The organism is Acinetobacter sp. GW821-FHT01E09, from assembly GCF_059422385.1.
Genome location: NZ_JBWKWU010000001.1, coordinates 3,238,352 through 3,264,268 on the forward strand (window position 1 = coordinate 3,238,352; position 25,917 = coordinate 3,264,268).

The 25,917-nt window shown below is 37.6% G+C and carries 25 protein-coding genes and 1 tRNA gene; 7 read left to right on the forward strand and 19 right to left on the reverse strand.

Annotation, left to right across the window (positions count from 1 at the left end):
* Window positions 1-28: 28 nt before the first annotated feature.
* Window positions 29-508 (reverse strand): hypothetical protein, encoded by a 480-nt coding sequence (locus tag AC07U8_RS14840; RefSeq protein WP_494738197.1) that lies wholly within the window; start codon window positions 506-508, stop codon window positions 29-31.
* A gap of 246 nt (window positions 509-754) precedes the next feature.
* On the opposite strand from AC07U8_RS14840, the gene AC07U8_RS14845 reads away from it, so the two are divergent.
* A tRNA-Asn gene (locus AC07U8_RS14845) sits at window positions 755-830 on the forward strand.
* Between the two features lie 90 nt (window positions 831-920).
* Here AC07U8_RS14845 and AC07U8_RS14850 read toward each other — a convergent pair.
* A complete protein-coding gene (locus AC07U8_RS14850) occupies window positions 921-1,838 on the reverse strand; it encodes a LysR family transcriptional regulator (protein WP_494738198.1) in 918 nt (305 codons plus the stop codon).
* 167 nt (window positions 1,839-2,005) lie between these two features.
* On the opposite strand from AC07U8_RS14850, the gene AC07U8_RS14855 reads away from it, so the two are divergent.
* Genes AC07U8_RS14855 through AC07U8_RS14865 form a run of 3 tightly spaced genes read left to right on the forward strand, consistent with a single transcriptional unit; the run spans window position 2,006 to window position 4,089 of the window.
* Entirely contained in the window at window positions 2,006-2,449 is a 444-nt protein-coding gene (locus AC07U8_RS14855; RefSeq protein WP_096735547.1) for a RidA family protein, read from the forward strand.
* A 12-nt stretch (window positions 2,450-2,461) separates the two neighbouring features.
* Window positions 2,462-3,103, forward strand: coding sequence for a hypothetical protein (locus AC07U8_RS14860; RefSeq protein ID WP_494738199.1), 642 nt, complete (start codon window positions 2,462-2,464; stop codon window positions 3,101-3,103).
* On the forward strand, window positions 3,100-4,089 hold the full coding sequence (locus AC07U8_RS14865; RefSeq protein WP_494738200.1) for an aldo/keto reductase: 990 nt from the start codon (window positions 3,100-3,102) through the stop codon (window positions 4,087-4,089). The genes AC07U8_RS14860 and AC07U8_RS14865 overlap by 4 nt, the downstream gene beginning before the upstream one ends.
* A 100-nt stretch (window positions 4,090-4,189) precedes the next feature.
* Here AC07U8_RS14865 and AC07U8_RS14870 read toward each other — a convergent pair whose 3' ends face one another.
* From AC07U8_RS14870 to benA, 14 genes are all read right to left on the reverse strand, one after another.
* The gene (locus AC07U8_RS14870; protein WP_494738201.1) at window positions 4,190-4,834 is read right to left on the reverse strand and encodes a MiaE family protein; all 645 of its coding nucleotides are present in this window, start codon (window positions 4,832-4,834) and stop codon (window positions 4,190-4,192) included.
* Window positions 4,835-4,868: 34 nt separating this feature from the next.
* The gene (gene pdxJ / locus AC07U8_RS14875; protein WP_004717080.1) at window positions 4,869-5,594 is read right to left on the reverse strand and encodes a pyridoxine 5'-phosphate synthase; all 726 of its coding nucleotides are present in this window, start codon (window positions 5,592-5,594) and stop codon (window positions 4,869-4,871) included.
* A gap of 31 nt (window positions 5,595-5,625) precedes the next feature.
* Window positions 5,626-6,345: a DNA repair protein RecO gene (gene recO, locus AC07U8_RS14880; RefSeq protein ID WP_004717082.1), complete on the reverse strand. Its 720-nt coding sequence runs from the start codon at window positions 6,343-6,345 to the stop codon at window positions 5,626-5,628.
* An 11-nt stretch (window positions 6,346-6,356) separates the two neighbouring features.
* On the reverse strand, window positions 6,357-6,548 hold the full coding sequence (locus AC07U8_RS14885; protein ID WP_004717085.1) for an NF038104 family lipoprotein: 192 nt from the start codon (window positions 6,546-6,548) through the stop codon (window positions 6,357-6,359).
* 20 nt (window positions 6,549-6,568) lie between these two features.
* Window positions 6,569-7,597 carry a GTPase Era gene (gene era / locus AC07U8_RS14890; RefSeq protein ID WP_004823128.1) on the reverse strand — a complete coding sequence of 343 codons (1,029 nt, stop codon included), beginning with the start codon at window positions 7,595-7,597 and terminating at the stop codon, window positions 6,569-6,571.
* A gap of 5 nt (window positions 7,598-7,602) precedes the next feature.
* Window positions 7,603-8,295: a ribonuclease III gene (gene rnc, locus AC07U8_RS14895; RefSeq protein WP_004717088.1), complete on the reverse strand. Its 693-nt coding sequence runs from the start codon at window positions 8,293-8,295 to the stop codon at window positions 7,603-7,605.
* Window positions 8,267-8,641 carry a DUF4845 domain-containing protein gene (locus AC07U8_RS14900; protein ID WP_239045231.1) on the reverse strand — a complete coding sequence of 125 codons (375 nt, stop codon included), beginning with the start codon at window positions 8,639-8,641 and terminating at the stop codon, window positions 8,267-8,269. Before AC07U8_RS14900 ends, rnc begins: the two co-directional genes overlap by 29 nt.
* A gap of 309 nt (window positions 8,642-8,950) precedes the next feature.
* Window positions 8,951-9,805, reverse strand: a complete 855-nt coding sequence (lepB, locus tag AC07U8_RS14905; RefSeq protein ID WP_004823131.1) for a signal peptidase I — start codon at window positions 9,803-9,805, stop codon at window positions 8,951-8,953.
* A gap of 21 nt (window positions 9,806-9,826) precedes the next feature.
* Entirely contained in the window at window positions 9,827-11,644 is a 1,818-nt protein-coding gene (gene lepA, locus AC07U8_RS14910) for a translation elongation factor 4 (RefSeq protein WP_004717093.1), read from the reverse strand.
* A 427-nt stretch (window positions 11,645-12,071) separates the two neighbouring features.
* A complete protein-coding gene (locus AC07U8_RS14915; protein WP_004823132.1) occupies window positions 12,072-12,524 on the reverse strand; it encodes an acyl-CoA thioesterase in 453 nt (150 codons plus the stop codon).
* Window positions 12,525-12,614: 90 nt separating this feature from the next.
* Window positions 12,615-12,839 (reverse strand): PDZ domain-containing protein, encoded by a 225-nt coding sequence (locus AC07U8_RS14920; protein WP_494738609.1) that lies wholly within the window; start codon window positions 12,837-12,839, stop codon window positions 12,615-12,617.
* Window positions 12,840-13,074: 235 nt separating this feature from the next.
* Window positions 13,075-14,331, reverse strand: a complete 1,257-nt coding sequence (locus AC07U8_RS14925; protein WP_494738202.1) for a DcaP family trimeric outer membrane transporter — start codon at window positions 14,329-14,331, stop codon at window positions 13,075-13,077.
* Between the two features lie 96 nt (window positions 14,332-14,427).
* Window positions 14,428-14,937 carry a benzoate 1,2-dioxygenase small subunit gene (gene benB / locus AC07U8_RS14930; protein WP_494738203.1) on the reverse strand — a complete coding sequence of 170 codons (510 nt, stop codon included), beginning with the start codon at window positions 14,935-14,937 and terminating at the stop codon, window positions 14,428-14,430.
* Window positions 14,934-16,325 (reverse strand): benzoate 1,2-dioxygenase large subunit, encoded by a 1,392-nt coding sequence (benA, locus tag AC07U8_RS14935; RefSeq protein ID WP_494738204.1) that lies wholly within the window; start codon window positions 16,323-16,325, stop codon window positions 14,934-14,936. Before benA ends, benB begins: the two co-directional genes overlap by 4 nt.
* Before the next feature lie 395 nt (window positions 16,326-16,720).
* Between benA and AC07U8_RS14940 the strand changes: the two genes are divergently transcribed.
* The 3 genes from AC07U8_RS14940 to AC07U8_RS14950 all read left to right on the forward strand — a co-directional run bounded on the left by AC07U8_RS14940 (window position 16,721) and on the right by AC07U8_RS14950 (window position 20,797).
* On the forward strand, window positions 16,721-17,623 hold the full coding sequence (locus AC07U8_RS14940; RefSeq protein WP_270384806.1) for a LysR family transcriptional regulator: 903 nt from the start codon (window positions 16,721-16,723) through the stop codon (window positions 17,621-17,623).
* 371 nt (window positions 17,624-17,994) lie between these two features.
* The gene (locus AC07U8_RS14945) at window positions 17,995-19,323 is read left to right on the forward strand and encodes an MFS transporter (RefSeq protein WP_315074108.1); all 1,329 of its coding nucleotides are present in this window, start codon (window positions 17,995-17,997) and stop codon (window positions 19,321-19,323) included.
* 4 nt (window positions 19,324-19,327) lie between these two features.
* Window positions 19,328-20,797: an aldehyde dehydrogenase family protein gene (locus AC07U8_RS14950; protein ID WP_494738205.1), complete on the forward strand. Its 1,470-nt coding sequence runs from the start codon at window positions 19,328-19,330 to the stop codon at window positions 20,795-20,797.
* A 437-nt stretch (window positions 20,798-21,234) separates the two neighbouring features.
* Here AC07U8_RS14950 and AC07U8_RS14955 read toward each other — a convergent pair whose 3' ends face one another.
* Genes AC07U8_RS14955 through mdlC form a run of 3 tightly spaced genes read right to left on the reverse strand, consistent with a single transcriptional unit; the run spans window position 21,235 to window position 25,743 of the window.
* Window positions 21,235-22,377, reverse strand: a complete 1,143-nt coding sequence (locus tag AC07U8_RS14955; RefSeq protein WP_494738206.1) for an alpha-hydroxy-acid oxidizing protein — start codon at window positions 22,375-22,377, stop codon at window positions 21,235-21,237.
* A gap of 54 nt (window positions 22,378-22,431) precedes the next feature.
* Entirely contained in the window at window positions 22,432-24,123 is a 1,692-nt protein-coding gene (gene dld / locus AC07U8_RS14960) for a D-lactate dehydrogenase (RefSeq protein WP_494738207.1), read from the reverse strand.
* A gap of 33 nt (window positions 24,124-24,156) precedes the next feature.
* Window positions 24,157-25,743, reverse strand: coding sequence for a benzoylformate decarboxylase (gene mdlC, locus AC07U8_RS14965; RefSeq protein ID WP_494738208.1), 1,587 nt, complete (start codon window positions 25,741-25,743; stop codon window positions 24,157-24,159).
* Window positions 25,744-25,917: the final 174 nt, after the last annotated feature.

Sequence of the window (25,917 nt, forward strand, 5' to 3'; positions counted from 1 at the left end):
ACACTTAAAAGCGTTCTCAATGGTTTGATTAAATCGCGTGTTGAAACAATTTAAGTGGGTTTTGAGGATGGTTTTTTGGGCGTTCAATCGATTCAAAATAGCAGTAATATTTAAAGATGCGATCCAAAGAAACATAAAGCACTTTTTGTTCTGAAACTGACCAGATTTGCGCATGGTTAGAACCTGATAAGGTACTTCCACTCAATTGGAACAGATAAAAATCTTGTGTCCGTTGAACTGGTTTTTGAGTAGCTTGCGTGTCTGAACTTGATGAAACCTGACTGGATGAATTTAATAATCGACACGGTGTATTAATGAGCCATTTTTCACTAAACCAAAGCTGCAACAGATCGCCCAAATACAGTTTTTTTTCAGTAAATGGCCAAACATCTAAATAGGCTTGTTCAACTTGGATAAAATATTGTTCAGGATCTTGCAGGATTGAAAGGTAATTTTCTTGGTAGACTGAGAAATTTTCAAAAATTTGAGAAATAGTAAGCGTATTCATTCGCTGTCTCCTATTTAGCCATTTAGTGCTGGCAAGTTGGTTTTAAATCCACACTGTTTAAGTCAAACTTAAACACTCTTTATGGTTTTAATCTAACAAGACCGTTTCACTATTGCAACTGTCAGAATCAATTTTTTTAAATTATCTATAGATTGCTCAAATAAAAAGCATACAGTGTACAAATGAAGAAAAGATGACAGGAAAGGCTTGACCCATAAAGATATATCCTTATAATCGCATTCAGATTCTCCAATAGCTCAGTCGGTAGAGCGACGGACTGTTAATCCGCAGGTCCCTGGTTCGAGCCCAGGTTGGAGAGCCAAATTCTAAAAGCCCACTTATCAAAGTGGGCTTTTTTTATTTCAAGACTAGACACTGGGTATGACAAATAGACAAGAATACCCATTCACTTTTATAAGTTAGTATCATTCCATGTTTGTTGCTGGAAAAATTCAGCTAACTCTTCAATAAAAACACGTACACGAGCAGGCATGACTTTTTGCGCCTGCCATACAGCATAAACGTCTCTAATCGGTAATTGCCAATCAGGAAGCACCCGTTTTAATCTGCCTGAATTCAAAGCATCTTCACATTGAGTCAGTGGAACATAACTTAATCCTAGTCCCTGCTCTGTTAGATTTACACATAAACTGATTTCATTCACTTTCAAACGATAGGACTGAATTTTAAAGGTATAACTGTGTTGATGTTGCCTAAGTTCAAGTTGCTCTAAGGGAGATGCCAATAGCCAATCTTGTTGATCTAAGTCTCGCGGTGACTGAATGAGATGCTGATCTAAATAATCTGGCGATGCAACAATACAGGTTTGAATGCTCCCCAAGCGTTTTTGAATATAGGCACTATTGGCCATTTTACCTACACGTAAGGCGAGATCGGCACCTCGCACCATTAAATCATCTAAAGCATTGTCCAGTTGTAATTCGAGTTCAATTTCTGGATATCTTTGTAGAAAAGTATTCCAAAACTGTTTTAACGGAAATACGGCTAGATTCATTGGTGCTAGAATTTTGATTTGACCTTTAACCTGTGTAGTTTCTTCTTTTATTTCATGGGTATTTTGCAGTAGCGCCCGAACTAAGGGCTGACAGCGATCGTAGTAACGCTGGCCTTCCTGAGTCAATTTCAAACCTCGGCTGTTTCTGTGTAATAGCTTACACCCCAAACTCTCTTCTAATTTTTGCAAGCGACGTGTCAGTGTAGCAGCAGGTACATTCTGTTGTTGCGCAGCCCGATTAAAACTTCCCGCCCCAACAATTGCGATAAATAAACTCAGATCATCCAACATTTCATTTTTGGAATTTAAAACCATCAATAATGACTATTCTATAAAAAATGAAATTTAAGCACAATCTCTCAAGTGTTTTTTCATAGGCTCAAAATATGTCATCTCAATTTTACATATTCGCTATTTTATTGGGTCTGTTCTTTAACAGTCCTCTCACACATGCACAAAATAAAAATTCATCTGAGGTCACCATGCAGCAGCAGCACGCATCAGCACCAAATACCTTATTACGCCCTATCAACCCAACATACGCCACAATTCCCAATGTTTCACAAGCAATCGTTGTAGAACAGGGGCAACCGATGTACTTATCTGGGCATGTCCCTATCACAGAAAATGGCGATATCTTACAAGCCGGTCTTGAACAACAACTGTTCTTGGTTTTTCAAAATATTGAAAAAACATTACATCAAGCGAATGTGAGTACTCAACAACTGGTCAAACTAACCATTTATGTCCGTAATTTACAACCTGATCAGCTTACAATAATTCGTAAAGTTCGCGATCAATTTATTCATTCTGAATTACCACCAGCAAGTAGCCTGATTGGTGTTGCACAATTATTTCATCCAGATGTTTTGGTTGAAGTCGAAGCTATTGCCGTGATCCCCTCAAATAAAAATTCAACTTTTTAGGGCGTCAATCATATGAAATATGCATTCATTCTCAGTAGTACACTACTGATCACATCATGTTCTGCAAATGATCCAGCAGCAATAATCACAACAACGCAGGTGAATAATATGACTCAATTTTTGTCTGAATTTTTACCTTCGCATTATCAAAAAGTGTATCAACAAGATGTGCTGAGCGACCAACAGCATGTGCAATTGGTCCGCTATCAGAAATTACCATTACTCAAACTGAATGGCGAAAATTTCAGTTATTTATCGGATCAAACAGGCGCTTTAAAAGGATTTTCATATTTAGATGAAAGCCTTCTCAACGGTCATTTACCCACAAAAGCGCAAGCGCAAAAAATCAGTGATGACTTTTTACAGCACTATGCACCAGACTTACTGCAACATCGAGAGATTCATTGGATCGATCAGCATGATGAAAACGTGCACATCAATGGAAAAACACAAAAGATTGCGGGCATAAAAGTCAAAATGCGCAACTTAAATGATGGTCGCTGGTTTTGGGTCATTATTGGTAAAAATCAACGGCCCATTATTTTTGAAAGAGATATTGTCTGGGTCAGTTTTCCTGGCCATCGCAAAACTGAAAAATGGTTACATGATTCATGGGCTAAAGATCACCTCATCATTAAAGGTCAATCAAAATGAAAAAATTAAGTCAAACACATCTTAAAATTTCACCAATGGGTTTAGGTTGTATGGGAATGAGTGAGTTTTATGGTCAAACTAATGATCAGGACTCATTACAGATTTTGGAACAAGCATTTCACGCAGGTATTAATTTTTTTGATACTGCGGATACTTATGGTCATGGACACAATGAACAGTTATTGGGGCAATTTATTGCACACTATCGAACTGAACGAGAGGCAATGGTAATCGCGACTAAATTTGGTATTGTCCGTGCTGAAAATCACTATAAACGTCGTATTGATAATACGCCAGATTATATCCGTAGCGCCTGTGAGGCTTCTTTAAAGCGCTTAGGTATTGAACAAATTGATTTATATTATTGTCATCGGAGACAACCTGAAATCCCAATTGAAGATGTTACAGCTACGCTTGCAGATTTGGTTCAAGAAGGCAAAATTAAAAGTTTTGGCTTTTCTGAAATCTCAGCACAATCCTTAGAAAAAGCCTGTGCTATTGCGCCTGTTACAGCAGTCCAAAGTGAATATTCCCTCTGGTCACGTGAACCTGAACAAAGCTTATTAAATACTTGTCAGCAACTGAATGTTGAATTTGTTGCTTATAGTCCATTAGGACGTGCATTTCTCACAGCAGATTTAAATCCAGAAACTATGCCTGAGAATGATTTCAGAAAAAACTTACCCAGATTACAGGGTGAAGCCTTTCAGTCAAACCAGCTATTACTGACAAAATTTAGTGATTTATGCCAGTCATGGCAACACAGCAATGCACAAATTGCCTTAGCTTGGTTACTGTGCAAACATGCTCATGTCACGCCAATTTTTGGAACACGACATTCAAAATATTTACAGGATAACCTTAAAGCCAATCAGGTTAACCTCACGACTGAACAAATTCTGCAACTTGATCAACTTTTTGCAGCTGATCAGATACAAGGTGAACGTTATCCAGATGCAGGCTGGACAGGTATCGAAACTGCTTAAAGCAACAGTTCCATCTGGTTTTTATTAAACAGCACAACGAAATAGACCAAAGCAATGCTTTGGTCTATTTTTTAAATTCAGTTTTTAATCAGACAAGCAGTTAAACCGGCACACCGCTATGGAAACGGAAAGTCTTATCAGGCGTTAAAATCAAATCCTTCTCTACTTCACGGATCAATTCGATGCGTTGCTGAATATCTTCTTCTGGATCTTTTAATTTAGCAGTTTTAGCAACATCTAAAGCCAAAGTTAAATAGTCCTCATAGTGGCGAGATTCAGATTTCAACAAGTAACGGTAATAACGTCCCAGCTCATCATCTACTAAAGGTGCTAAAGCATAAAATCGCTCACAAGAACGTGCTTCAACAAACGCACCAATCACCAAAACATCAATCAAAGCTTCTGGTTCATAAGTACGAATTTCCTTACGTAAACCACCTGCGTAACGACCTGCACTCAGACCTTTCCATTCTTGACCACGTTTGCTCATAAACTCTAACACTTGTTCATAATGCAACATTTCTTCACGCACAAGTTGCGCTAATTTGATCTGCAAATCGGTAAAAAAACTGTAGCGAAACATCAAGTTCATTGCTGTTCCAGCCGCTTTCTTTTCACAATTCGCATGATCCTGCATGAGCAATGGGAGATTGTTCAATGCCTCATCCAACCATGCCTTTGGCGTTTCACAGCCTAAAAAAGCAATCACAGGTTGCATAAGCTCATCATAATTCATATTCGACATGATCAATATTCAACAACGTAAATCAAAAATTAAATTAACCAGCTGCATGAAGTGCGGCCTTCATGTCCTTTACTGCTTGCTCCAAACCGACAAAAACACTTTCGGCAATAATCGAATGTCCAATATTGAGTTCATGAATCTGAGGAATTGCAGCAATTGCAGCCACATTGTCCAAATTCAAACCATGACCAGCATTGACGACCAAACCTTTAGATGCTGCGTACTCAGTACCTTTAATAATTCTTTCGAGTTCAATCTGTTGAGCTTCAGCAGTTTTAGCGTCTGCATAAGCACCCGTATGTAATTCAATAGTGGGTGCACCACAAGCAATTGCAGCATCAATTTGCGCAAAATCAGCATCAATAAACAAAGATACATCACAACCAATTGCAGTTAATGCCTGAGTCGCAGCTTTAACATCTTCAAAATGCCCAAGCACGTCTAAACCACCTTCTGTGGTGATTTCTTGACGTTTCTCTGGCACAAAACACACATGATGCGGTTGAATCTCTTTTGCAAATGCAACCATTTCATCAGTTACAGCGATTTCCAAGTTCATTCTTGTCGTCAATACAGGTCGCATACGGCGCACATCATCATCTTGAATATGACGACGATCTTCACGTAAGTGTAAAGTGATGCCTTCCGCCCCTGCTTGTTCGCAAATTAATGCAGCTTTCACAGGATCAGGATAAGTCGTTCCACGTGCTTGTCTGAGGGTTGCAACATGGTCAATGTTTACACCTAGCAATGCAGCCATAACATTCTCCTAATTAACCAATAAATTAAAATTAACGGCTCAACGTTTTAGATTGAGCATTTTGAACCCAAAGCTGACGACTTTTTAATGGTCGATCACCTAAAAGTGAAGTAATCATTTGTCGATAGAGTTTAGCCAATAATTGTAACTGCTCTGGGCTAAAATCCCTACCCTTTTCATAATTTGCCATGCTTAGAATTTGTTGGCCCAGCAACGTCCCAGACGAGGTATATGACACTGGTGTAAAGCCTTCGGCCAATTGAAATTGATAACGTTGGGTCAGCATAATCTCTTGTTGATTTGAATCATGCCCATAATCCAGCGGATAACCCAGCTCTTCTAACAGTGCGTGTTCAAACTGGCGTAAAATTTGTCGAAGAAATAAATCAGCTTGTGGATGTTCAGCCAATTTTTGTAAATGTTGTAAAGTTAAATGGTATTGCTGAAATGTTTCAGACATCATTTCTTCAAGCGGACATAAACGAAGCAGCAGTTCATTTAAATAAAAGCCTGAAAAGAAAGCATCCCCATAAAAGAAAATCGGTTGATTAAGTATTTCGAGTTTTGAAAAGTTTTTAAGCTCGGATTTTCCCGACGCTTGTAAAGTAATCGGTTGATATTGTGGTGGTGGGGTTTGTCTAAGAATACCGTCGACACGACCATGCTCTTGTGTAAATAAGTGCACAATATGACTACGTTCTCTGTATTTTCGATGATGGATTAAATAACCATGCAAGATTTCATTACGCATCTAGCTTGAACTTAATCATCCTTTTGTTTTTTCTTATCATCGTCATCATCCCCATCAGGAATAACAGCGCCTACAACCGCAGCAGTGCCTTTAACCACGCCTTTTGTGGTTTTATAAGCAACTTTGACGGGAACTGTCACAATTTTAGTGATACAGCCTTGTAACATGATTATGCAAGCAAGAATTGCTATAACTCGAATCATTTCAGTTCCCAAAAAGTCAATTAAATATCGCTGTAGCCTAAACTTTTTAAAGCACGTTCGTCATCAGACCAACCACCTTTAACTTTCACCCAAAGTGTTAGCATGATTTTTTGCTCAAACATTTTTTCCATGTCGACACGAGCATCCATACCAATTTTCTTCAGCTTAGCACCTTTTTCACCGATCACGATGGCTTTTTGCCCAGGGCGATCAACAAAAATTGTGGCATCAATATAAGTACATGCAGCTTTAGGACGACCAGTTTTTTCATTCACTGTCGCTTCTTCTGTTTTAAATGATTCAATTTGAACCGTTAAATCATAAGGCAGCTCTTCGCCTAACTGACGCATAATTTTCTCACGAATGATTTCACTGGCAAGAAAACGTTCTGAACGGTCAGTTAACTGTTCTAAAGAATATAATGGTGGCTGGAATGGCAGATACTTTTCAATCGCTTCACGCAAATGATCCAAGTTTGCACCACGTAATGCTGAAACAGGAACAATTTCAGCAAAATTCATCAACTTCGCACGTTCTTGGATCAACGGCAAAATCATACGCTTATTTTCTAAGGTATCGATTTTATTGATAATCAAAACGACTGGCATTTCTGCATTTTGCAGTTTTTCTAAAACCAAGTCATCATTTGGTGTCCATTTCTGGGCATCTAAAACAAATAGAACCAAATTGACATCACGTAAGGCAGAATGTGCAGCTTTGTTCATCATTTTATTGATCGCACGCACTTCTTTCTTGTGCATCCCCGGTGTATCAACAAATACAGCCTGAGACTTTTCACGACTATCAATACCAATGATTTTATGGCGCGTCGTTTGTGGCTTACGTGAAGTAATTGACAATTTTTGACCCAATAAATGGTTCATCAATGTCGATTTACCCACGTTTGGACGTCCTACAATTGCAACAAATCCACTTCGGTAATCCGAAGGGATTTCTGTACCTTGCGAGCTAAAAAATTGATTAATTAACTCATTACCGTTTTCAGACGGCTCGTGATCAGCATCATTGTGATCGGAATGTGTACTCATGCAGTTTACTGCTCCAATATCTTTAAAAAATCCGCCGCGACTGCTTGTTCTGCAAAACGGCGACTTGATCCCTCACCCATCATTTTAGGCAAGCCATCTACTGTACATTCTACTTTAAAATGCTGGTTAGGTGCATCACCCTGAATATCTACGACCTCATAAACTGGGAGATGCTTTTTACGAGCTTGTAGATATTCTTGTAAACGTGATTTCGGGTCTTTGAGTTGATCTGTCGGTTCGATATGATCTAAATACGGTTCATACCATTTTAAAACAATCGATTCCAACAAAGGCAAATCTCGCGTTTCGGTATAAATCGCGCCAATAATTGCTTCAACTGTATCTGCTAATATTGACTCACGATGATGACCGCCTGATTTCAATTCACCTGTACTTAAAATTAAACTTTGACTTAACTTTAAATCATTGGCAATTTTACCCAATGCTTCTTGGCGTACCAAAGTTGCGCGCATACGCGTCAAACGACCTTCATTTTCATGAGGATACGCATGATATAAGTAGTTTGCGATGATCATACCCAACAATGCATCACCTAAAAACTCTAGGCGCTCATAGTTGTATTTGTGACTCACCGAGCGATGAGTCAGCGCGAGTTGTAATAACTCGTATTGTTTAAACTGGTAACCGATTCTACTCTGTAAGCGAGGATCACTTACTTTCAACTGACCTTTGATCAAAACTCTTCTCGAAAGTGAGGACTAAATCTATATTCAGCATGAAATTTTTTCGTACTTCATATTTTTTAGTCACTTGTAAACCATCTTTAGTTGATACAGTCGCAATATCCTCAAATTTAGTATCTCGGATATTGTTCATTTCTAACCGTTTATCAACTTCTGTTGCAAATTTCATTGGTGTGATTTCAGCAGAGCTATTCTTTATCTGCTCTACAATTTGATTATTAATCACACGATCATCCCAGTATAAAGGCCATACAGCAACTATGATTTTCAACATAAAAGCTAAAGCAATTATCCCCAGTAAAATTCCAATATATGAAGCGCCTTGTTGATTTTTACGCATTTTTTTATCCAACAGCTCAGAATGAATAATCTTTAATCGCAATTGAAAATAATCATATAATTGAGTCAAATACACTGCTGCAGACCCACTGATCATTTTCAATTGTTATAAATTTTTTATCCACTGCAAACCCTGGTGTGATAAAAAACTTTACCGCGCTATTATCCTTGAAACTGCATCAAGTTGCTAGTTTAAATCATTTGTTCTATTTCATTTTTCTTATAAATCAAGACAACTTTATAGCTTTAACAGATAAAAATAAAGGTCAATAAAAATTGACCTTTATTTGATTTTCTAAACTGTAGCCGATTAGTTAATTGCACCATTGCGACTAAATGAAGGCATTTTTAAACCAGGTTCCTTATGCATCCACACATAGATTGCATGACCAGTTAAGTTCTCTTCAGGTACAAAGCCCCAAAAACGACTGTCTGCACTTTGGTCACGGTTATCACCCATGGCAAAATAATGGCCTTTTGGAACAGTCACTTCCCAACTTTGACCATTTGATTTTACAAAGCGGTCATTTGCAGTTGCTACATAAGGTAGGTCTTGTTTTTTCTGTGCATAATTAAATGCTGAAACCAAAGTATTTTGACCTTCCAGTAAACGAACTAAATGCTTATGTGTACCCATCGTTTCATAATAGTAGATTGACTTAGGTGTATCTAAAATATCTTTTTCACGACTAAACTCAGTAGGTACTTGCTCAACATTTTTACCATTGATTGTAAGTTGACCATTATTGAATTCAAGATGGTCACCCGGTAAACCAATAATACGTTTGATATAACTAATTTTTGGATTTTCTGGATAACGGAAAACAGCAACATCACCACGTTGTGGCTCACCAATATCAATTATCTTGGTATTGGTGATTGGTAAACGCACACCGTACTGGAACTTATTCACCAAAATATAATCACCTGTTTCTAAAGTCGGTACCATAGAATCAGAAGGAATATTAAACGGTTCAAATAAGAATGAACGCAACACCAAAACCACTGCTAGAACAGGCCAGAAATCATATGCCCATGAAATGATGACATTTTCATTCCCCTTACCTTTTGTTGCACGTTGTTTCAGTACAAACTTATCCAGTAACCATAGCCCAAAAAATATAAGCGTTGCAGGAACGAGAATTAAATTAAAATCAAAATCCATGAGCAATAAGACCTCTAGTTTTTATCTTTCTACTTTTAACACAGCAAGGAACGCTTCTTGTGGGATTTCAACACTACCCACTTGCTTCATGCGTTTCTTACCTTCTTTTTGTTTCGATAACAGTTTCTTCTTACGAGAAACGTCACCACCATAACATTTAGCCAATACGTTTTTACGCATCGCTTTAACTGTTGAACGTGCAATGATTTGTGCACCAATTGCAGCTTGAATCGCCACATCAAACATTTGACGCGGAATCAAGTCTTTCATTTTTTCAACTAAAGCAATACCACGGTGACGCGCATCATTACGATGACAAATCATTGCCAAGGCATCAACCTTATCACCATTAATTAACACATCGACCTTAACTAGAGATGAACTCTCAAAACGCACGAAATTGTAATCCAACGAAGCAAATCCACGTGAGCAAGATTTCAATTTATCAAAGAAATCCATAACCACTTCTGCCATTGGAATTTCAAAGGTAATCGATACTTGATTACCCAAGAATTTCATATCTTTTTGCACACCACGGCGCTCGATACACAGGGTCATGACATTACCCAAGTATTCTTGAGGCACTAAAATATGACATTCAGCAATCGGCTCGCGTAAATCTTCAACCGTTGAACCATCAGGCATTTTAGATGGGCTATCGATATAAATCGTTTCGCCATTTTTCATCAATGCTTCATAGATTACGGTTGGTGCAGAGCTAATTAAGTCTAAATCATACTCACGCTCTAGACGTTCTTGTACAATTTCCATGTGTAGCATTCCCAAGAAGCCACAACGGAAACCAAAACCTAAAGCATCTGAGCTTTCAGGTTCAAAGAACAACGCAGAATCGTTAATTTGTAACTTATGTAGCGCTTCACGGAATGGTTCAAAATCACTGGCATCAATTGGGAATAAACCCGCATAAACCTGTGGTTTTACCTTTTTAAAACCCGGTAAAGTTGCAACATCAGGTGTGGTTGCCAAGGTGATCGTATCACCAACTGGCGCACCAAAAATGTCTTTGATCCCTGCAATGATAAAGCCAACTTCACCCGCTTCTAAAATACCTGTATCGGTATGTTTTGGATTAAAAATACCAACAGAAGTGATGATGTGCGATTGACCTGTTGATTTCATCAACATTTTATCGCCTTTACGCACACGACCTTGTTTGATACGAACAAGTGATACCACACCTAAATAGTTATCAAACCAAGAGTCAATAATTAAAGCTTGTAAAGGTGCGTCACGGTCACCTTGCGGTGCTGGAATAATGTCAACCAATGTCTCTAAAACAGACTCTACACCTAGACCTGTTTTTGCCGAACATGTTGGTGCATGTGTTGCTTCAATACCGATAATTTCTTCGATTTCATGAATAACACGTTCAGGTTCTGCTTGTGGCAAATCGATTTTATTCAGGACAGGTAGTACTTCTAAACCCTGCTCAATTGCGGTATAGCAGTTTGCAACAGATTGCGCCTCAACCCCTTGTGCAGCATCGACAACCAACAATGCACCTTCACAGGCAGCAAGAGAACGCGATACTTCATAAGAGAAATCCACGTGCCCCGGTGTATCAATAAAGTTTAATTGATACTCTTGCCCATTTGGATGGGTATAGTACAAGGTTACAGAAGCCGCTTTAATGGTAATCCCACGTTCACGCTCAAGCTCCATAGAGTCTAGGACTTGAGCCTGCATTTCACGGTCTTGCAATCCACCACACATTTGAATGAAACGGTCTGCAAGTGTCGACTTGCCATGGTCGATATGAGCGATAATCGAAAAATTACGTATATTGTTGATATTAACGGATTTCTTAGCTACTGCCATACACTACTCTAAAAATATGTACACAATCATGTACTCAATATCAAAAGTACTTATGACGTGCAAAAAATGAAATATCTTAATTGCTGCACAGTATAAGCAGAACAGGGTCAAAAATATAGTGAGGCTTTAATAAAAACCGACCTTAGCCATCCAACTTCTGTATAGCATTTATTAAAGTTAATTTACTTTGGCTAAATTTCATCTCTTTTTTGCAATAAACATTCGTCATTACAAAAAATATCTGTTCTTGTTCTAACACTAGGGTTTATCACGTAGTGAAAACATTATTAGGTTTTCTATTATCATATCTAGTGCTGAAATTGATTAACACTTATCGTTATATAGCCCTCGTTTTCAAGGGCTGTTCCGAATTACTCGTTTTAGGCAACTACTCCGATATTTAATAACAGCGAACGCTCTATAGATGTTAAATCTCTTTGATTAAGCTTAAATCAAAAGGATCTATTTCAGGATCAATGGGTTGATAGGCTTGGATAAAAGTTGGTGACATCCGTTTCGGACGCCCTGAAGCAATTTCTATACATGCCCATTTGGTATTGCCCGTAAAGAGTAAGCTGTTATCTTTAGCATTAAAAAAAGCATACTGACGGAAAGAATAAAGTGCGTTGATCTCGTATAACCAAGTTCTCAAAATAACATCATCATCTAACATTGCGGCTTTGCGATACTGAACATGATGTTCTACAGCAACCATTGCATGTTTCATTTCTAAATACTGATCGAGTCCAACACCCAATGTTTCGATATGTGCAGATGCAACATCCTGCATCCATTGTACATAGACCACATTATTTACATGACCTAAGACATCTATATGCTCTGGTTTTACTTTGATTTTTAAATCAAATACTGAACTCATATCTTCTTTCCTTTTCCACTTTTTCAACCATCCGTATAAGTTTGACATAAAAAAGCCACTCTTAGAGTGGCTGATTCTGATCAGTTGTATTTATTGAATACGTAATCCAATCATAGCATGTTGCCCTTCACGAACAATCGCTACACGTGCTACCGTATTTTTCTGTAGCTCAGAAATAGCATTAACAAAATCAGTCGGTGTATTTACTTTCTTGTTATTTACTTGGGTGATCACATCACTAGGTAAAATCCGTGACTGTGCAGCCAAGCTATCTCTGGTCACATCATGAATAAATACATAAAGAGCATAACCTATAGAAGTTTATAATACTCATAGAGCATATATGTTCTGAAATATAAAACGCCTGATGACATTCATCAGGCGTTGATGCGAAATAAATTTCAAACTATTTCATGACTACACCGCTTGAGCATAAGTTAAATTGGCAGACTTTCCAACCACAGATCATTAACACTTTAGCTAAGAAGCTAAAATTGGATGATTAATGTAGACATATACCAAGCATCAAATTATTATAAAAATATAGTGATCAAAAATCATAGCTAATCATCATATTAAAGCGATTATCTACACCTGTTAAATCATTGAAAGTTTCTCGCTGTCCATAAACATATTCTAATCCAAAATCTATCGACTTAAATGGGCTATAAATCGCATTTGCCCAGCCCTGCCAAAGTTGCTTATTTTGTGTATTATCATCATATTTTAAATTTGCAAACGTGCTACTATCATTGGCTTTCATATAGCCATAACCAATCGTAGAACGTAATTTAGGATTAAACTTATGTGTTATTCCTAACGAGATTGTATCAAACTCATTTTCATGCATCTGATTATTTATATCCAAAGCATAGCCACTATTACTCCAAGCTAAAAACCGCCCATCTCCTTTTACATGATAATAATCAGCCTTCAATATTGTATGAGGAGAGATTAGATATTTCCCTCCCAAACCGATTCCCCAAGCTAACTTTTCATCATTTGCTGTTTTCTTTTCTGCAAGGAAACTACGACCTGAAATTAATGAGCCATTATCAAAATTATGGTTAATACGCCCAACGAACGCAGGTAATCTCATTTCATTGTCAGGATCAGTGGCAGCTGTATATTTAGGATCTTCGATACTAATAACAAAACTTGTTTGATCCGTAATCTTATCTGTATACCTAAGCACAGGTACTCGCAATAAGGATCCTCCAACATATGAAGCAGGCTCAATAGTTTCAGGTAAATATTCAGGTGCAATAAAATTTGACCATGTCTGACCGACTAACCATTTATCAAATGTCAAATAAGCATGCCGTATACGAAATTGATCTCTTGTTGCACCACCAAAAAAATCTGTTTCAACCTTGCCTTTTATTTCCCCTACTGGTGTTTCAGTCCTGAAGTTCGCTCCGATACGCGTAGCAGCAGCAGTCGCACGGAATCGATCACGTTGCTTATATTCCTCATGGGTGTTTTTTAATGGTACAGCATTGATATTATTATACATTGTCGATGCACCTGTAGTTTGATAGGTTGCATCAGCGCGTATAAACCCATAAATATTGACCTCTGTAGATCTCTTTTTTTCTATCATGGACATCGACGGTGCAGAGTGTAACTGCAGACTATTCTCATTTTTTAAGTTTTGAACCTCTTTCTGAAGTGCCATAAGTTCTTTTCTGAGTTCGTTATGTTCATTCTGACTGATATTGGCAAAACTGCTGTTACTCGTTACACCAGCAACGATCGCCATAAGTACCATTTTAAATATATTAGTCCCTTGATTTAACCTATCCATCTTTAACATTTCCTTTTGATTATTTAAATTATTGATTCCAAAAAGTCTAAAAAGTGCTAAAACTGAGCCAACATTCCATTTGGCTGAGCAATGTGTTTACAGGTGATAAATATCAATCACTTGGTTGATATAATCGTTTTTAAGCACAACATACTTACTTAAGATTCTGGGTTGTTCAGTTGAAAAGTCGATCACATAACATGACATGCCGAAATAGCTGTAGTTGGTTTTATAGCGGAAACTCAAAGTGTTCCAATTAAAACGTACAGTGACTTTGTCACCATCACGTTCCACAATCTCAATATTGGAAATATTATGGCTGGTACGGGTATCAGGAATGGTCGCAGATGAACGTTCTGTTTTTATCCGAAATACACGATCTTCTAAACCTTGGCGATTCGGATAGTAAATCAACGAAATTTCTGATCGTGGGTCTTCTGTCAGTTGATCATCATCGTCCCATGCAGGCATCCAGAAAGAAGCCTCAGGCGCATAGCACTGTAACCATTCATCCCACTGTTCCTCATCTAAATAGCGTGCCTCACGATATAAAAACTGGGTCACTTGCTCGAGACTAATACTGTCTAAATTGATTGGGGTATTCATACGGTTTCTCCCAAATCTTGTTGCCCTGTAAGTTCTTTTTCTCTGGCAATTGCTCGTTTTATTGAGCTCAACCAATATTGATGTTGTGCAAGGTATAAGCCTTCATCTTCAGTTTTGATGCCACTTAATATAGGTTTTAAACCAATTTCCTGGGCTGCATCATCTGGACCATAGATCCAGTGCTTAGAGCCACGACACATATCATTCCATTCCAGTTCAATACCTGCATAACCAGCTTGGCACGCACGGAATTCTTCTAAGTCATCAGGTGTTGCCATACCTGATGCATTAAAGAAATCTTCATACTGGCGAATACGGCGGGTACGTGCATCACGTGCTTCACCTTTTGGTGCAATGCAGTAAATCGTCACTTCAGTTTTATTCACACTTAACGGACGCAATACACGAATCTGTGAACCAAACTGATCCATTAAGTAAACATTTGGATAGAGGCAGAGGTTACGTGAACGCTCAACAATCCATTTAGCCATTGCTCCACCAAACTTGTCGATATACTCCTCATAACGTGCATAGTTCGGGCGATCTTCTGGATTGGCCCATTGTGTCCACAACAACATATGCCCATGTTCAAAGCCGTAGCAGCCACCGCCCTGCTTACCCCAACCACCGGCACTCATGGCGCGAATATTATCCTGTGCCTGCTTTTCCTTTCGCTGTTGTGTGGTTGCAGCATAATTCCAGTGAACGGCGGAAACATGATAACCATCGGCACCATTTTCAGCAGTCAGCTTCCAGTTACCTTCATAAGTATAGGTAGATGCGCCACGTAAGATTTCTAGACCATCTTCGGACTGATCCACAATCATATCGATGATTTTCGTTGCTTCACCTAAGAACTCTTTAAGTGTAGGAACATCAGGATTCAAACTACCAAACAAAAAACCTTTGTAATTTTCAAAACGCGCAACTTTTTTTAGGTCATGTGAACCGTCTTTGTTAAAGCCATCTGAGTAACCTGCATCAGAAGGATCTTTAACTTTCAACAATTTTCCTGAATTATTAAATGTCCAACCGTGGAAAGGACAAGTATAGGTGGCCTTATTGCCACGTTTATAACGACAAAGCTGTGCACCACGGTGCGAGCAGGCATTGATCATGGCATTGAGTTCACCAGCACGGTTACGTGCAATGATGATCGGTTGACGACCCATATAAGTGGTGTAGTAGTCGTTGTTATTCGGGATCTGGTTTTCATGTGCCAAAAACACCCAGTTATCTTCGAAAATGTATTTCATTTCAAGTTCAAACAACGCTTGATCAGTAAAAACTGAACGATGAAGTTTAAATTCACCCGTATCGACATTGTCTATAAACAACTCATCGATACGATCTAAATGGCTGGTATTTATTATAGGAATACGTGGCATGTCCTTTCTCCAACTTTCCAAATGAGGGAAGCCACCAAGCTGAAATAATGATGTAAATCATGTAGAGCAAATATCTCGGTTCCTATCGATATTGAGTGCCTACATGATGGTGATCAACTTAAGTTGAGAAGACAAAGTTGACTGTTTTTATCATTTCAACATTGAGTGCAATATAATCAGTGAATAAAATAAGAAGTGACTCAAAGAAATTAAAAAACTAGATGTATGACATTGATAAAATTGCTATTTCCATCATCAAAGCATTGCTTACTTTAAATTCCCTATTGTTAATTTCTCTTAACAAGTCAATTCCATGACTGATTTGCTAAATTTATTTTTTTATGTATTATTAGTCAAATTGTTATTTTTTCCAATAAATATTAGTGGTATCTATTATGGTGGATTTAAATTTAATTCGAGCTTTTGTCACAATCTACAATACACGTAGTGTGAGTACAGCTGCTGTACATTTAAATATTACTCAACCATCAGTAAGTCACAATTTATCTAGATTAAGATATTTGTTTAAAGATCAGCTATTTATCAGAACAAAAGAAGGTATGATTCCAACAACTTATGCAACGCAGTTGTATGAAGCATTGAATCATCATCTTGTTGAAATCGAAGGTGTTGTCAGTGAAGTAAAAAACTTTGATGCCAAGACGAGTGAACGGTGCTTTAGAATTGCTTTAACAGACATCGGTGGCTTATATTTCCTCCCTATCATTTTGTCACATCTAGAGATCCATGCACCCCACATAACATTGGAAATAACGACTGTCGATATGAATAAATTATCGGATTGGTTAATCACAGGTAAGGTTGATGCGGCAATATGCAATAAAAATTTAGAAGACAAAAGTTTAAATACTTTAACGTTATTTGAAGAAAAATATACTTGTTTAGTCAGTCGAGGGATCGTTCTAGAAGGCAATAATTTTACTTTAGATAATTTCTTAAAAGGCAATCATGCTGTTGTACCTGCATCAACAGGCCATAACCTAGTAGAAAATTATTTAAGTAAACAAGGATTAAGACGAAAAATTAAACTACAAGTTCCTCAGTTCAGTATTTTAGGGGAGCTCATTGCCAAACATAATTTAATTGTCACTGTACCTTCTCGAATAGGTGAATATTTTAAACACAATTCTGATATTCAAATTTTTGATGTGCCTTTTGAATTGCCTTGTTTCGATGTAACTCTACATTGGTATAAAAAGTCAGCAGATACCTCTGCACAAAAATGGTTTATAAATTTTTTAAAAGAGATTTTAACCGATCACAATGAAATGAACTAAAAATAATGACTTGGACATTGACCGCTTGCTTGTATGTTGGTGCGTTGCAATGCCAAATATAACCGCCACTGTTTTAGCAATTCTCTGCTTTTTTTAATAATTATTTATTCTTATATTTCAATTCATTAAAAATTTAATATTTCAGTATAGAAAATAAATATAGATAAAACATATATTGCATAATATGTTTTATTAATTTGATCTATAAAAATAATAAACTATATGATTTATAAAGATCATGAGAAATGATTGATTATAAAATCTTTTCAGGTAGTGGATGCCTGGAGAAAAAGCTATTGAGTTAAAAGGGATTGAAATTCACCACGTTGAATTATTGATAACTTTTGATTCTATCCAAAGGATAGGAAGCGATGCAAAATATTAATGCTGTAGACCTTATTGATAAGGTTCCTCTCAATAAACACCATAAAATTTTAGTCTTTTGGTGTGCTGTTATTATGTTATTTGATGGATATGACCTTGTAATTTATGGCTCTGTTCTCCCTCACTTAATGGTTGAATGGCAACTTTCGCCCCAAACAGCAGGACTTCTCGGTGCGGCATCTTTAATGGGGATGATGCTTGGTGCTGTTACTCTCGGTATGGCGGCTGATAAATTCGGTCGAAAAAATATCATTATTGCTTGTACGATTTTATCGAGTCTCGCCGTCACGATGAATGGCTTTGCACATGATACAACAACATTCTTTATTTGCAGATTACTCACGGGTGTCGGACTAGGTGGTGCAGTCCCCAATTTGGTGACAATTATTAAAGAGATGGCGCCTGGTTCACATCGTAATCGTTTGATTAACTTAGTACTCGCCTTTTATGGTGTTGGCGCCATACTTTCCGGCTTAGCAGGCTTGTTTTTGATTCCAGCTTTTGGATGGCAAGCAACTTTTTGGATTGCTGGCACATGTATTTTCTTGATTCCATTAATGTATAAGACTTTTCCAGAATCCATTAGCTATCTCATTCATAAAAACCGTCAAATAGATGTGATTAGCACACTGAAAAAATTAAATCCTAACCATAAGCATGAAAACAATATGCACTATGTCGTAGACATGACAGCAAATACGCAAAAAATACCTGTTCTTGGTCTATTTACAGAAGGTAAAACTGTCAGAACTCTGCTGATTTGGTCAGGATTTGCCATGGTTATGCTTATGGTATTTGGTCTAAATACTTGGCTACCTAAACTGATGAATGTTGGTGGATATTCTCTCGGTTCTAGTATCACATTTTTAGTCACACTCAACATTGGAGCGATTCTAGGCACTTTAATTTTTGGAATCCTCGCTGATAAATGGGGATCAAAACCCACATTAATTTTTGGTTATTTACTTGCATCAGCTTCGATCAGTTGCCTAGGATTTCACCCTCCTGCATTTGTCCTGAGCATATTGTTAGTGATCGCAGGTGGCGCAACAGTTGGTTCCATGTCTGTTATTCATACTTTAGCTGCAGACTTCTATCCTGCGAATATTCGTTCAACAGGTGTCAGTTTTGCCGCAGCAATGGGACGATTTGGTGCAATTTCTGGCCCATTATTCGGCGGATTTTTACTCGCAATGAATTTGCCATTTGAGCAAAACTTCATGGTATTTGCGCTGCCCGGAATTATAGGCGCAATTGTTATTGCTTTATTTACACATCAGAAAGTGTCTCAAGTTCAACTCGCGACGAAAGGATAAAATCATGAATGTACAAACAAAAATCATAGAACAAATTTGGAAAGAACATATTTTTCAAGGAACTTGGGTTAAAACCAATAACACTTCACGTGAAATTATAAATCCAGCAACTGGGGAGCTTATTTCATCTGTACAACTTTCTTCTGTAGATAATGTCAATACTTCAGTTCAAATAGCGACGCAAGCCCAACACATATGGAAAAATACAACATTTGAAACACGTGCCAAGGTCCTGAGAAAGGCCGCACAAATTTTTGAGCAAAATATTCAAACTTTTATTGATTGGAACATTCAAGAGTGTGGGTCAACAGCGCTTAAAGCTGGCTGGGAAGCCAATGCCTGTATCGAACAATTATACATGGCTTCTTCTATGCCAATGTCTGCATCAGGTGAGGTTTTTCCATCCGCTATCCCCAATAAAACCAATGTATGGTTACGGGTTCCTATCGGTATTGTCGGTGTAATCTCCCCTTGGAATTTTCCTTTATTATTATCTATCCGCTCTATAGCACCAGCTTTAGCAATGGGTAATAGTGTGATATTAAAGCCTTCAGAATTTAGTAATGTTACGGGAGGTTCTCTTTTAGCCTGGCTATTTGAAATGGCAGGTTTGCAATCAGGTGTTTTTCAGGTATTGAGTGGCGAAAGTGAAATTGGTGAGACGATAGTGAATCACCCTCAAGTCAATATGATCTCTTTCACAGGCTCAACTGTTGTCGGTAAAAAAATTGCCGTGGATTGTGCTAAACAATTAAAAAAATGTGCGCTTGAACTGGGCGGCAATAATGCGATGATTATTTGTGAAGATGCAGATTTAGAGATCGCTGTAAATAATGCTGTCTGGGGAACTTTTCTACATCAGGGGCAGATTTGTATGCAGACTGGACGTCATTTAGTGCATCGTAGCATTGCAGGTGTCTATATTAAAAAACTGAAAGAAAAAGCATTATCACTAAAAGTTGGCAACCCCTCCTCGCCTGATACACAATTAGGTCCGCTTATTAATCAGGCTCAGCATGTAAAAGTGAGCCGTATGGTTGAGGATGCGGTAAGTCAAGGTGCTATATTGGAATGTGGTGGTAAAGGTGAACAACTGTTTTTCCATCCGACTATTTTAACGAACATCGATAAAAATGATCTGATTTTTATCGATGAGATATTTGGTCCAGTAGCGCCGATCATTATTTTTGATGACATCAAAGAAGCGGTTGATATTGTCAATTCATCGAAATATGGTCTTGCTGTCGCAATTCATAGTAAACACACTGCTTGGGCCTATGAGTTAGCCAAAGAAATTAAAAGTGGCATGATTCATATCAATGATCAGACAGTAAATAATGAATATCACGTACCTTTTGGTGGAATGGGTGAGTCAGGTTATGGTGGCCGCTTTGGTGGTCCTGCTAACTTTGATGAGTTTAGTCAACGTCAATGGATCAGTATTTTAGACAAAGGGATTCAATATCCGCTTTAAATGATGAGTGATCTGATGGGCTCAGGTTGAAAGTAAAATATTTTTACTTTCAACCTTTTGCATAAAGGTTTCATCTTAATTAAAGAACCCAATCATTCTGAGTTTTACGTATAATCTTGATAATATTAAAATTCGTTTTTTTATACTTTGATAGCATATCAAAGGCGCTGGCACTGTAGAACTGTTTGCCATATCAAATAGATCATTTTAAACTATTTCTTTATCTGCTTATTACACTATATCCATCGCTTGTTATTGTAATAAAAGCAAAAACTTAATCATTTTGGTCCAATTTTTCAATTTGCTGTATTAAACTCAAACTGGCCTCAACTAAAGAAATCCTTCATTGATGGGTTTTGCAATATTGAACAGGTGTATCTATTTTTTTTGTTCCGTGACCTGCTCTTTTTATCTTATGAGTATTTTATATAAATAGACTAACTCAAAATATCAGAGCTGTATTGAAGATAGCTCATGCCCAACCGCTTTACAGATGGGCAACCTATTTGTGCTAATGTGCGGTCAACATCTTGCTTCATCAGTTGGATTACTTCATCAACACCAACTTCACCTTTAGATGCTAAACCATAGAGTGTTGGGCGACCTAAACACACCATATCAGCGCCTAAACACAACGCTTTGACAATATCTGAACCCCGCCTAAAACCACTATCAATTAAGATCGGTTGTTGAATACATCTAGAAACGTCTTGCAAGGTTTCCATAGGAGAGACACTACAATCAAGTTGACGTCCACCATGATTAGATAAAATCACCCCATCAGCTCCACACTGAATAGCAATTTGAGCATCTTCAGCGCTAACTATACCTTTTACCAATAATTGATGAGGCCAAATCTCACGAATACGTTTTAAGCTTTCTTGATTGAAACTGGCATCCATTTGACGCTTCATAATTGCGACTTGAATGTCTAGACTATCTGTCTTAGCGCTTACAAAATTTGCTAACTGTGGCTTGCTATTGGCTAAAAAACGTAACGACCATGCAGGATGTAACATACCATCGAGCACTAAGCTTGCAGAAAATTTTAATGGTAATCCAAACTGATTACGCAAGTCACGTTCTCTATAACCGTTTACACCAACATCCAAGGTCACAATCAAAGTTGTATAACCCGAGTCTAAAGCACGTTGCACCATTTGCTTGGCTAGTTCTTGATGTACAACATAAAGCTGAAACCATTTTTCACCATCACTAGATCTGGCGACTTCCTCGATCGACATATTGGAAGCTGTCGATAACATAAATGGTATATCGGCTTTAGCAGCACTTTTTGCAAGTAAAGCATCCCCTTTAGGCCAAAATGAACCATTTAATCCGGTAGGTGCTATCGCAAAGGGCGCACTCCAAAGACGATTGAACAACTGACAGGAAATGTCTCGTTCACTAATATCGACCAAACGCTGCGGCTTAAAGCGCCATTGATCAAATACCTGTCGATTGTGTTGTAAGCCTTTTTCATCATCTGCCCCACCTTCCAGATAATCATAAATCACTTTGGGTAAAGTCGATTTTGCAAGTTCTTGATAGTCTTCCACATTGATCATTTTATGAGGCATAAGAGCATTCCTGTTCAGCCTATTACAATTAAAAATTTCAAATTTTGGCTTAGTTTAATGCCAATATTTATATTTGCTTGTCTTGCCAATACCAGGATTAAAACTATTGGTTGGATCTAATTCTTTAAGATGAATCTGATAATCGAGAGAAGCTTTATACAAATGACCGACATTATGCTCAGCTGGGTATTTGGCTCCACGCTGTTCTAAGTATGCAAGTACGTCATGCTTAAATTGGATCGCATCAACATTTTCCTTAAGTAAGTAATCCTGATGCGAAACAAAACAGAAAAAATGACCACAACAGCTCTCCATTATGACTTGTTGTTTTAAATAGTCTGGTAAATCTATTGACCAACGGTCATCATTCCGTCGAAAAGCAACATCAAAAGAAACTAAGCGTTGATTTGGATCAATTCCCGTACTTTCGCAGTAATAAACCACACAACCACCTACAGCAAAACGGACAAGAAAAGCATTTTTTTCTTCAGCTTTGGTACATTGGAAAAATTGATCTTTAAAGCCATTAAAAAAATGATTCAATAGCTCTCGTAATTCATCACTTTGCTGTTGATCAACCTTAATCATTAAATGATGTTCATACTGTTGATTGTATGCTTGCAACCGCGGTTCAATCCATGAAGGAGTTATACGATTAAAAAGTTGAATCAAACGATCTGCAAAATTATTGGGGAAAAGAGGGAGTTTTCTAAAAAATTGATCTATGTTCGCTTTAAATTTAAATAAGGCTGGAATCTTTTCAGCGCCCCAAATATCAATCGCCTTATACATATGTTTTGCATAACGTTGTGTTAAATCAAATGCATGCCGATGGATATACTCAGCCTGACTCGGTAAAGTCGTCATTTCTGTTAATAGATACCGTCTTAAATCTATTAATTCGGTCTCATTATTACTACTAATAAAGTATGTGGTTGCCTCTTCTGCTGCTTCAAAAGTTGGAAGCCTGACTGCAAAAACGACTAGTTTCCCTGAACAGCCCGAGCTTTCATGTAAATACTCAGGATTTCCATTGTAGCGAGTCGCTGTTGGGGAAGTTATATCTCGTAGTGTCTTGGCATAATTTTCAGCCCAAATTTTTCCATGCGCTAAGTTAACTTTTTGTAGATCATAGTTTTTTTGTTCTAGATTTCTTAGAATTTCTTCAGGATCTTCCCCCAAATAAATGCCCAGATGGTTAATGAGTTTTAACTTTCCACTCTCATCAACCTGAGCAAATAAAGATTTTTCAGTATACGCTGGACCTCGACGAATTAAAGAACCTCCTGAATTATTACAAATTCCACCAATTACAGACGCTCCGATACAAGATGAACCAATGACTGAATGGGGCTCGCGCTGATGAGGTTTCAGCGCATGTTCCAATTCTGTAAGTGTTGTCCCTGGAAACGCAATAACTTGTTTGGCATCATCCAATAACTGCATACCTTTGAGTTTCATTGTACTTACAACAATAACTTCTCGGTCATAATCATTAGAATATGGTGTAGAACCACCAGTTACACCTGTATTAGATGCTTGCAAAATTATGATTAAATTATGTTTGACTCCAAATTCAATAACTTGCCATAGCTGTAATAAACTATAAGGAATCACCACAGCAAGTGCATCACCCTTGCCAACACGAAAACCTTTTAAATAAAAGCTTTTATCAACATCTTTAATAAGTATCTGCTGTGGATTCAATAATTGATGCAATTCTTTAATAATAAAATTAGTCTGCATAAAAGTTTTTCCGTGCTTAAGTATTGATAATGATTAATTGCTTAACTCAGCTGTCACAACTTCAATCAAAGTCGGTTGCTCTGAATCGACTGCTTTGTTAAAAGCGGAAATAAAATCACTGTCATTCGTTACACTACACGCATCTACACCATAGCCTTTGGCAATCTGTGTAAAATCAATATCTGGGACATCCATACCAGGAACATGTTCAGCATTTAAAACCCCTGCGAACCACCGCAGTGCACCATACGTTCCATTTTTTAAGATAATAAAGATCACTGGAATTTTATACTGAGCAGCAGTCCATAACGCTGTAATACTATAATTTGCTGAACCATCTCCAATCAGTGCTACTACTCTACGAGTTTTATGTGCCAACTGAACTCCGACCGCAGCAGGCATTGCAAAACCAAGGCCACCCGCAGCTGCGAAATAATAGCTTCCTTGTTCAGTAAGGCTTAAACGATCCCATAATGCGTTGGTTGTTGAAGTAGATTCATTTGTATAAATCGTGCCGTCTGGCGCGAGAATATTAAGCATATCAAACAGCCTTTCTGGCTTTATATAGCCATTTTCACTTGGCTGAGACAGTTCTATTGTTTGACGGTGAACTACCGTGTCAGTTTTTGCATGAACTTTCTGACTTAATCGTGTCAGGCTATCGCCTAAATCACTCACATAGCATAATCCCATTGCTGCGCGAGCTGCTTCTTGAATATCACAAGTAAATGCAATGAGTTCTGTATGTTCAGATAGATATTGACCAGGTTCATACTGGTGATAACGAAATACAGGTGCACCAAATACTAAAACCAAATCATATTCTTTAAATATTTGGGAAATACCCGCAATACTTGCAGGTAGAATCCCCTGAAAATAGGCATGCGTTGTTGGAAATGGGCATCTTGGTGAAGATGGCGCAACCCAAACAGGAACGTTTAATGCTTCTGCGAAACGGATTGCACAAAGATTGGCAAATTGTCGATCTACATCCGTACCTAGGACTAAAGCGACTTTTTGAGCTGAATTTATTTTATGACTTATAAATAATAAATCTTGCTCTGATAAACACTGTGAGCTGGTGACGTTCTTTTTAAGCAAATGTTCATTTTCTCCATCTACTTCAATATCCCAATCATTATAAGGTATGGAAACATATACTGGCCCGGCAGCCTCTGCACCAGCAATATGTATTGCTCGACTAATCGCGTGTGGTACTTCATTTGCAATTGCTGGTTCATGACTCCATTTAACTAAGGGTTTTGGTAATTGAGCAGCTTCAATATTTGTTAATAGCGCTTCAACACCCATCATCGTTCGCGTTTGTTGGCCCGCTGTAATTACTAAAGGTGTATGAGAATTCCATGCATTACTCAACGCCCCCATCGCATTTCCTGTACCTGCAGCAGAATGCAAATTAACAAACGCCGTTTGTCCCGTTGCTTGGGCATACCCATCGGCAATTCCAACGACCGCACCTTCATGTAAACCCAGAATATATTGAAAGTCAGCAGGAAAGTTTTTTAGAAAAGGCAGTTCATTCGAACCAGGATTACCAAAAATCATTTTAATATTATTTTTTCTCAATATTTCATAGGTATATTCATGAACAGTTTTCACGTATGCCCTTCCTTAACATTCAATTAATTTTTCTAATGATAATACGCAACAAAATATAGATAAAATAAATAATAAATATTATTGATTATAGATATAAACTATATAAAATTTTAAATAATTGATTTAAAATAATTTTTTGTATTTAAAATTGAATCAAAGCATATCTATACCATC